Genomic DNA, 8687 nt, shown 5'->3' with positions numbered 1-8687 from the left:
TGTTCGAGCATGGTGTCGACCGCGTCCTCGCTGCCGAGGTGCGCGGCCGCGGTGGCGCGCCACTGCGCCCGCATCGCGGCGAGGGACTGGGGCTGTTGTTTACCGTCGCGGGTGTCGAGGGTGGCTTGCTGCGCGAGCCGGTACAGCGTTTTCGTGTCGGGGCTATAGCCGTGCGTGCGGCGGAACTCGGTGACGAGTGCGTCGCGGCGGGCGCGGATCGCGGCAGTGCGGGTCGCGAACGCGTCACACAAGCCCTGATCGATCCCGGCGACCTCCACCACGGGTTGTTTGCCCGCGCCCATCTCCCGCACCGTGAACCCGATCCCGAGGCTGCGGCGCAGGTTGTCCACGACCGCAGCGTTATAGCGCGCCGCGGCGGCGGTGGCGTGGCGGTGCAGCGCCGCCCCATCCAGTGCCGACCATTTCCCGTCCGTCCCGCACACCTTGTTGCTGACCGCGCAGTGGGTGTGCAGGTTCGGTTCCCCCGCCCGGTTGTCGTAATGATCAAACGCCGCCACAATCAAACCGGTGGTGTCGATCTGCTGCACACCGCCCGCACCGCGGCGGGTAAACGCGGCTTCTGTCTCCAGCCACCCCACCGCGTCGCGCACCGCCGCGTGATGCGCCCGGGTGACAGCGTCACGCACGTGGTCGTTGCCGAGCGCCCACAACACTGACACGGATTTCGCGGGCGTGAACACCAGATCGTAGCCCGCGACTGGCTGGCGGTCGGTGCCGCGCTGCCGCGCGATCCACGCCACTAGTTCCCGCTCACTCGACGCCGCCCGCCCGTGAGACTGTTCGAACAGCGGCGCTCCCACCGTGCGCCACAACCCCGCCCGCTCGGCCGTGGTGGCGGGCCGGTCCTGCTGGCGCTCAAACCCTTCCACCGCCTCACCGAAAGCATCACGCAGCGGGTTCTCGTTCGCGAACACCGGGAATCTCCGGCCCAGCCGGGTCGCTGTCTCCGCGGTTTTCACCGCGCTGCGGAGCTGGCGCGGGGTGGACGCGGCGGTGATCACTGCCGCCGCGATCTCGTTCGCGTTCGGGTGCAGCCCCTCCCCGAACAGCGCCTTCATCTGCGCCTCACTCACCAACCCCGACACCGCAGCCGCATCCAGATCAGGGCCGCGCACGGCGAGTGAGGCGAGCCCGGAGCCGAGCCACACCCCCGGCGGAGTGCCATGCTCGGTGTAATAACTCGCCAGCGCCTCCCCGCGCTCACGGGCACGATCCATCGACGCGACCTGACGAGTCAGATACGCATACCCATCACCCGCGTGCAGCACGTGCAGCGTCATCACGCCCCACATTCAAACAGACCCCGCCCCACAACCACTCGTAGTGCAAATGGTGTGTAGCAAACGAGTGACAGAGGTCATGCAAAGCGCACATGGCGTGAGGTGCTGCGACGGATCTCGGGTTTTGAGGTGGACGATCTCACTGTGGGACAGGGATTTCTAGGCTTCACGGTCGTGGGTAAGTAAGCGGAAACAAGTCACGATGCGCGCCCAGGCACGGCAGCGCACACTGCACACGCACGCGCAACACCGCCAACACGACTAGAACGACGCGAAACCGGCCTCGCGGCCGGGAGCCACCGAGCGGAAGGACAATCGCGAGCCGCCGCACGATCGGTGGCCTGTGGATCGCCAGGCCTTGCGCAGCACACCGGTGGCTAGATGGAGAGACGAATGATGTAGATGGGTTTGGAGTAAACATGTGATGAACAAGACCGTTTATGGTTACGATCCTTGATATTTCGTACGTGTATAAACTGTGGAGGCTTTCTATGACGGTGCGGACCTTGTTCTACGACGGTGGCTGTGCTTCCTGCGCAGCGGCGGCGAAAGAAGCTCAGGAGCAGGCGAACGGGTGGCTCACAATCCGGAACTTGAACGAAGCTGAGTCCCAGGCTTATCTGGATGCGCACGTTCCTGGCTGGAAGTTTGAGCCGATGCTCGTGATCGATGAGGGTGGTCAGATCACAGCCCGGCACGGAGCTGGTATGTTCCGCGTGCTGCTGAGAGGCCTGGGCGCCGGTGCGGCATTCCGGATCCTCCGGATGATCGGCGATAAGGGTGTAGGCGGCCCTGTCGGCGGGACTACTCGGCGAAGCGCGCTGAAGGGCGTCCTGGGTGGAGCTGCCGTCGTTGCGGGCCTTGCGACGTTTCCTGCTACGGCTGCGGCAAGGCGGGGACGTCCACTCAACGATCGTGAAACAACGGCGCTGCTTGAAGGGTTCTTCGGTACGGAAGCAGGCGCTACGGCCAGAACTGAGCTTGAGTCGAGGAACTACGAACTAGGGCATTCGGGCCTCACGGGTTTCGAAGGACCAAACGGCGAGAAGCTGGTGCTGGCTTTCTTTGCATCGGCAGCAGATCCTGAAGCGGAGGCTGCAGGGATCGCGATCGAATGGGACGGCAGCGGCAGCAGGCACAGTTTGATTGAGACGTTCCGTCGTGGCGCCACGCCAAGGGTGGCGAACGAGCAACAGGGTGTGGAACTGCCGAGCTTGGAGACCACGTTCAGTCGGCAGCTAGAACCCGGTGCTATCGCCCCGCGCACGCCGCAGGCGTACTTTAACTGCGTTGTGTTCTGCGTGGGTGGCCAGTGCGGCACCGCTGCGGCGCGGTGTCGCCTGATTCCCCACCTCGCGGCCCAGGTAGCCTGCATTGCCGGGGTCTGCGGATGGCGAGTATGGCCGTGCCATAGGACGTGCCAGCCACTGTGGGGGCTACCCGCGTAACGGACTGGGAGACGCCCGGGCACGCCTGGAGGAAGTGCAGGCTACTGAGTGCCCGGTCGTCTCCACAACCCCAAAGCGGGGTTGCCCCTTTAGCAGGGCCGAGGATTGGAGCTTAGATGCCCGTCGTGAGTGAAGTAGTACGCGATCTACGAGTCAAGCGGTATTTCGCGTACCAGTTCACAGCTGATCTTCACGAAACTCCGCACCGTTTCGGATGCACAGTGAGCAGCGAAGGCCGCGCCGACATCCAGTCGCGGAACCTCACGGCGGCATCGTCGATGACCTTCTCCGGGGAAGACGCTCCAGCAGAGCCGATGCAAGTCAGCGTGATCCTCTGCGATGGGAAACTGTTTCAGCGGTTTGACCAGTCGGGGAGTGAGGATTGGATTGAACTCGCAGATACCGGAAGCGGATGGCTGAACGAATTGCTGCCGCTGCGGCTCCTCGAATTCGCCGAGCCCGGTAAACCACTTGCCAGTGATGGAGTGACCATCGTCGGCGTACCCGTCGCTCGCATCCCCGGCGAAACGTTCAGCACTATGCGTGGGGAAACGAATTTCGCCACGAACCTGCTCGATCCCTCTGACACGGTCCGCCTATCGGTGACGTGTGCCGGCGGCTCACTCACGGTATGCGAGGTGAGCCTTCCCGGCGCTGACGGAACTCAAGATCGAATGCGAATCGAACTCGAACCAGCCTCAGAATTTGAAGTCATGCCGCCTGCCGGAGCCTGCCAGCAGTTCTCGAACATTGAAGACTTCACACAGACCGCTTCCCAGCAGTTGCGGCCTGAAGACCAGTGAAACCCTCTTCTCCTCTGGGCGGAACAACGGCGATTCTCCGCCAGCGACACAGGCTTCTGACAGACTTACACAAAGGGAGGCCACCCCGTTTGCTTACTTCATAGCCGCAGTTGTGGATTCAACGTGATTGTCTGAATAACGGTGGATCTGGTCTTGGTCTGACACGCCGAGCTGTGCTTGGCGGGAAGGATAATGACCGAAACACTGAATCCCGTGGTGAAGCCGGTGGATCAGCGAGCGCTTGCGGAGCAGCTGCTCGCGCAGGCGAAGGAACAGGGTGTGGATCTGGTAGGCCCGAACGGGCTGCTCAACCAGTTGACCAAGAACGTGCTCGAGACGGCGCTGGATGCGGAGATGACCGAGCATCTCGGCTATGACAGGCATGATCCGTCCGGGCGCGGCAGCGGCAACTCCCGTAACGGGACCCGGGTGAAAACGGTGTTAACCGAGATCGGGCCGGTGCAGATCGAGGTGCCGCGTGATACCGCCGCCTCGTTCGATCCGCAGATCGTGCGCAAACGGCAACGCAGACTCAACCGGTGAGATCGCGGCGCACTTCGACGACGTCCACCTCCCGCACCCGCGAAGGTATGGCGAAAGCTCGAGCCTGAGTTAGGACATTTGGCTTAGTACCCCGGTTCGAACCCGAGACGAGATAAACGTTCCTGGTCAGCTGCGCCGATCGGGGGTGGGAAGTCCTGGACAGCACCGTTGATCGCGATCGTCGAGGTCCGCAGCGGACGCAGTTGCTTGACCAGCCTCGCGATCGCCACACCGGTCTCGTCCTGAACACAGCGAGCAACGGCCAACGCCGTGAACACGATGGTCAGGTGCGCCTCGATCGCGTCGCGGGCGCGATGGAACATCGGCCGTGCCCGCAGGTCGGTCTTCGACATCCGAAACGACTGCTCGACATGCCACAGATCGTGTACTTCCCGATCACTTCACCCGGTTCCATCAGTGTGATCGGGATGTTGCTGACGTAGCCCTTTGAGCCCGACGAGCGCCCGTGCCCTGGTCAGGGCCGTTTCATCGAGTTGCTGACCGCCGGTGGTGTTCTTGACGAAGCGGGTGGCCTTGGCCTTCTTCGTGCCGTCGACGACTGCTTTCGCGCGTGCTTCCTGAGCGTTCAGGGTTTGATTGTCGCGCACGCAGCGTTTGCGGGTGTACTGCCAGATTGCCCGCCACGAGGTGGGATGCTGCACCGGTTCCCATACCGGTTCGGCTCGGCGTTTCACGGTGTTGACCACGCTGCGCGCATGCCGCGGGTTAACCGTGTCGATGATCTGTCCGTCGGTGAATACATCACCGTGCCAGTGGAAATGGGATTCGAGGTCACCCGGTGCTTTGGTGACGCGGGAACCGACGATGAACTTCAGACCGGCGTCGTCCAGCGCGGTCAGGTTCGAGGCGGACAGCATTCCCGCGTCGGCGGCGATGATCATCTCCACCCCCTCGATGTCGTGGCGGGCCTGGAACTGACGCACGATCGGAACCAGCGTGTGGGTTTCGGCCTTGTTTCCTAATCAGTTGGGGAGTGAGCCATCCGGCAAACTCCTAGTGGTAGCCGACCGGCGGGTGAGCACTCTTTGTTCCTGGGCTTTGAAGTCCTGACGAAAGACCGTGCCCCCGGCGGTAGGTCGGGAGAGTTGATCGCTGCTGGGATGTCGTGCCTCGTCCTTGACGGTGAGCACTGCTTGATTAGGTCGCTGATAGTTCTCCTGCAGGCTGCTGAGGGTGGTGATCGGTATCGAGAACGGGAGAACCGTTGAAACTGTTCGTAGGAGATGACTGGGCCGAGGACCACCACGATGTGGAGGTGATGAACAGCACCGGCCGCCGTCTGTCCAGGGCCCGTTTGCCCGAGGGCGTAGCGGGTATGGCAATGCTGCACGCGATCATCGGAGACTTGGTCGGCGATGATGCCGACGAGGTCGAGATTGTGGTCGGAATCGAGACCGGCCGGGGACCCTGGGTCCACGCGCTGGTCGCCGCCGGCTACACCGTGCTGGCCGTGAACCCGTTGCAGGCGGCCCGGTTCCGCGACCGGCTGGGTGTGTCGGGAGCCAAGAGCGACGCCGGCGATGCTCACGTGCTGGCCGACATGGTCCGCACTCACGCCCATGAACTGCGGCCGGTAGCCGGCGACTCCGCGTGCGCTGAGGCCATCAAGGTCGTGGCCCGCACCCATAAGATGATGATCTGGGAACGGATTCGCCACACCCAGCGGTTGCGGCACGCGCTGCTCGACTATTTCCCGGCCGCGCTGGTCGCATTCGAGGACCTCGACGCAGGTGACACCCTGGAACTGCTGGCCAAAGCACCTACTCCGGCCCAGGCCGCCCGGCTGACGATCACTCAGATCAGCGCGGTTTTGAGGCGCGCTCGACGCCGGAACGTTGCGGACAAGGCTGCGGCGATCCAGGCCGCGCTGCGCTCCGAGCACCTCGGTCAACCCGAACTCGTGACACAAGCTTATGCCGCTTCGGTTCAGGCGCTGCTGGCGGTCCTGACCGTTCTCAACACCCAGATCAAGACGCTGAACGAGCAGGTCGATGCCCATTTTGGGGAGCACCCGGCCGCTGAGATCATCCTGTCCCAGCCAGGGCTCGGGACGGTTCTCGGTGCCCGGGTGCTTGCAGAGTTCGGCGATGACCCTGACCGCTACGTCAGCGCCAAGGCCCGCAAGAACTACGCGGGCACCTCCCCGATCACCCGAGCGTCCGGCAAGAAGAAAGTTGCTCTGGCCAGGTTCGTGCACAATGACCGGCTCGTCGACGCCCTCAACGCGCAGGCGTTCAATGCGCTTCGGCGGTCTCCAGGAGCCCGTGCGTACTACGACCTGCAGCGCGCCCGCGGCGTCGGCCACAACGCCGCCTTGCGCCAACTCGCCAACCGGCTGGTGGGCATCCTGCACGGCTGCCTCAAAACCAAGACCCTCTACGACGAAGCAACGGCCTGGCCCGGCGCCGCTCAGACGGTCGCTGCTTGACATTCAAACTCCTGGGATGTCTTTCGAAACAGCCGATTTCCAAAGGGAATCCGGTGCGGTCGACGAGCAGTCCGACCACGATTTGTGGATCGACCCGTCGCTCTTTCGAGTACCCGACTTTGCGGAGGTCGTCCTCTTTCTCTGCCTCGAAATACAACGTGGTCACGTCAAAGAGCAGCAGGCCCAGGCCTCCTGTGACAGCGGAGTATTCGAAGCATCGCCGAGCAATGGCATCGCGGTATCCGTGGGTGATGACCTGGGCGAGGTGGCGTTGGATCGTTTTGTACGACACGCAGTCCGCGCCGAGATCGTCGAGGACGCGCAGAGCATCGATCTTCGAGGTCGGTTCCACGATCCGGGCGATGACCAGGTCCTTGAACACGGCATCGTCGATCACGTCGAATCCGAGCCGGTCGTAGACGGTGGCGAGGACGTCGTAGAGCAGTCGGGAGGTGGTGCGCACCGTCCTGCCCGGACCGGCGTGCTCGCTGACGGCCGTGGCCTGGGGTGCGAGAAGTTGGCCAGGCTCGCCAGTCGGCGACATCGTCGATCTGCTCGACCGGTGTGGGGACGTCGAGGTCGAGCATGCCCTGGTCGCCATGCAGCAGGTGACGGGCTCGTTCGAGGAGAATGCCCAGCTCGGTGTGTGCGGAACCGACGTGCGCGATGATCTCGTGTCGCCCTCGGCGTTTGCGCACGATTTGCACCGCGACCGCGCCGGATGCGGTGCGCACCTTCCGTACAAGCTGGACCGGGTCCGCGGCGTAGGGCTGCCTACTGGGCTGTTCGGCATGTGGGGTCCCGTGACGTGAAAAGTCACGCTTAGCGGTATTTCCTTTGGTCGCGGGCCACGTGGAGGCGGGAACATTCCATTGAGGTGATGCTGGGTATGCGCATCGGAGAATCGGGGCGCTGGAATGCCCCCGGTAAGTGGTCCAGGCGTTATGCGGCCTTGGTGTGGGGTTGACAGGTTGCAGCGTACTCGATAGGTGTGAGGTAGTTCAGGGCCGAGTGGCGATGGCTGTGGTTGTACGTTTGTTTCCAGTCGCTGATGACGACGCGGGCCTCGAGGATGCTACGGAATACGTTGAGGTTCAGGCATTCGTCGCGCAGCCGGTTGTTGAATGATTCGATGTAACCGTTACGCCAGGGGCTTCCGGGCGGGATGTAGTCGATGCCGATCCTGCCCTCGCAGAAGTTGTTGAGTGCCCGGGAGATCAGTTCCGGGCCGTTGTCGCAGCGCAGCACTGTGGGAGCGGTGCCGCGGCGCGCGATCACGGCGGTCAGCGCGACGATCAGATCGTCGGCGGTGATGGAGCGGTCCACGATGTTCAGCAGCGATTCCCGGGTGTGTTCGTCGACCATCGACGCGATTTTGAAGGTGCGTCCGTCAGCGGTGGTATCGAACTGGAAATCGATGGCCCACACGTCGTTTGGTGCGGACGCTTCGCTGATCGGCGCCGTCGTGGTACCGGTGCGCTTGCGTCTGCGCCGCTGGGGTACCCGCAGACCTTCCTCCCGCCACAGCCGGTGCACTTTCTTGCGGTTGATGACCATGCCTTCGGCCCGCAGCGCCGCCCACGCCCGCCGATAGCCCTTACGGGGATGAGATTTTGCCCAGTCGCGCAGCCATTCCCGCACTCCCGAATCCGGGTCGGCAGGTGTCGCCTGTGCAGGAGGTTTGCGCTGGGTCGAGCGGTGCTGCCCGACAACGAGGCAGGCGAACCGCTGAGAGCACCCCAGCCGCAGCTGGAGCATCGTCACGGCCCGCCGCTTCGCCGCCGGGCTCACCAATTTCCCTTGGCGATCTCCCGCAGCGCATCCTTCTCCAGCTCGGCCTCCGCCAGCAGCCGCTTGAGGCGCTTGTTCTCCGCGTCGAGTTCCTTGAGCCGTTTCGCGTCATCGGCTTTCATGCCACCGTACTGTTTCCGCCAGTTGTACAGCGTGGCAGTCGAGATCCCGAGCTGACGCGCAATCTCATCCACATCCGTATCCCGCGCCGCGAGCTCGTCAGCTTTGCGCAGCTTCCGGATGATCTCCTCCGGAGTATGACGTTTCCGCCCAGCCATAATGTCCAGCCTTCCATGAATCAGAAAGACTCACATAACAGCCGGACCACTCAGACGGGGGCACGCCAGCGCCG

General features: G+C 63.5%; 5 protein-coding genes and 3 pseudogenes. 4 read left to right on the top strand and 4 right to left on the bottom strand.

Annotated elements, in window-relative coordinates:
- A partial coding sequence (mobF, locus tag ONR57_RS04670; protein ID WP_265121842.1) for a MobF family relaxase occupies positions 1-1301 on the bottom strand: 1301 nt, incomplete at its 3' end.
- A 491-nt stretch (positions 1302-1792) separates the two neighbouring features.
- Between mobF and ONR57_RS04665 the strand changes: the two genes are divergently transcribed.
- From ONR57_RS04665 to ONR57_RS04655, 3 genes and pseudogenes are all read left to right on the top strand, one after another.
- Positions 1793-2749, top strand: coding sequence for a hypothetical protein (locus ONR57_RS04665; protein WP_265121841.1), 957 nt, complete (start codon positions 1793-1795; stop codon positions 2747-2749).
- Between the two features lie 125 nt (positions 2750-2874).
- Positions 2875-3552, top strand: coding sequence for a hypothetical protein (locus tag ONR57_RS04660; RefSeq protein ID WP_265121840.1), 678 nt, complete (start codon positions 2875-2877; stop codon positions 3550-3552).
- Positions 3553-3744: 192 nt separating this feature from the next.
- Positions 3745-4086, top strand: a pseudogene (locus ONR57_RS04655) (transposase); the annotation flags it as partial.
- A gap of 92 nt (positions 4087-4178) precedes the next feature.
- Here the strand turns inward: ONR57_RS04655 and ONR57_RS04650 are convergent.
- Positions 4179-5075, bottom strand: a pseudogene (locus tag ONR57_RS04650) (IS1634 family transposase); the annotation flags it as partial.
- 251 nt (positions 5076-5326) lie between these two features.
- On the opposite strand from ONR57_RS04650, the gene ONR57_RS04645 reads away from it, so the two are divergent.
- A complete protein-coding gene (locus ONR57_RS04645) occupies positions 5327-6544 on the top strand; it encodes an IS110 family transposase (RefSeq protein ID WP_265121843.1) in 1218 nt (405 codons plus the stop codon).
- A 22-nt stretch (positions 6545-6566) separates the two neighbouring features.
- Here ONR57_RS04645 and ONR57_RS04640 read toward each other — a convergent pair.
- Together ONR57_RS04640 and ONR57_RS04635 are read right to left on the bottom strand one after the other, a co-directional pair.
- Positions 6567-7278 (bottom strand): annotated as a pseudogene (locus ONR57_RS04640) (IS1634 family transposase); the annotation flags it as partial.
- Between the two features lie 208 nt (positions 7279-7486).
- Positions 7487-8613, bottom strand: a protein-coding gene (locus ONR57_RS04635) for an IS3 family transposase (protein ID WP_374116396.1) whose coding sequence is annotated in 2 segments (ribosomal slippage) — positions 7487-8346 and positions 8346-8613 — 1128 coding nt in all. Because the reading frame shifts where the segments join, the coding sequence is not laid out codon by codon here.
- Positions 8614-8687: the final 74 nt, after the last annotated feature.

Source organism: Hoyosella sp. YIM 151337 (assembly GCF_026041215.1).
In the GTDB taxonomy this organism is placed as follows: domain Bacteria; phylum Actinomycetota; class Actinomycetes; order Mycobacteriales; family Mycobacteriaceae; genus Hoyosella.
This window is presented reverse-complemented; position numbering and strand designations above follow the sequence as displayed.

Excerpts from the sequence above, each read along its gene's own strand:
- ONR57_RS04665 (WP_265121841.1), top strand. The coding sequence starts at position 1,793 with ATGACGGTGCGGACCTTGTTCTACGACGGTGGCTGTGCTTCCTGCGCA.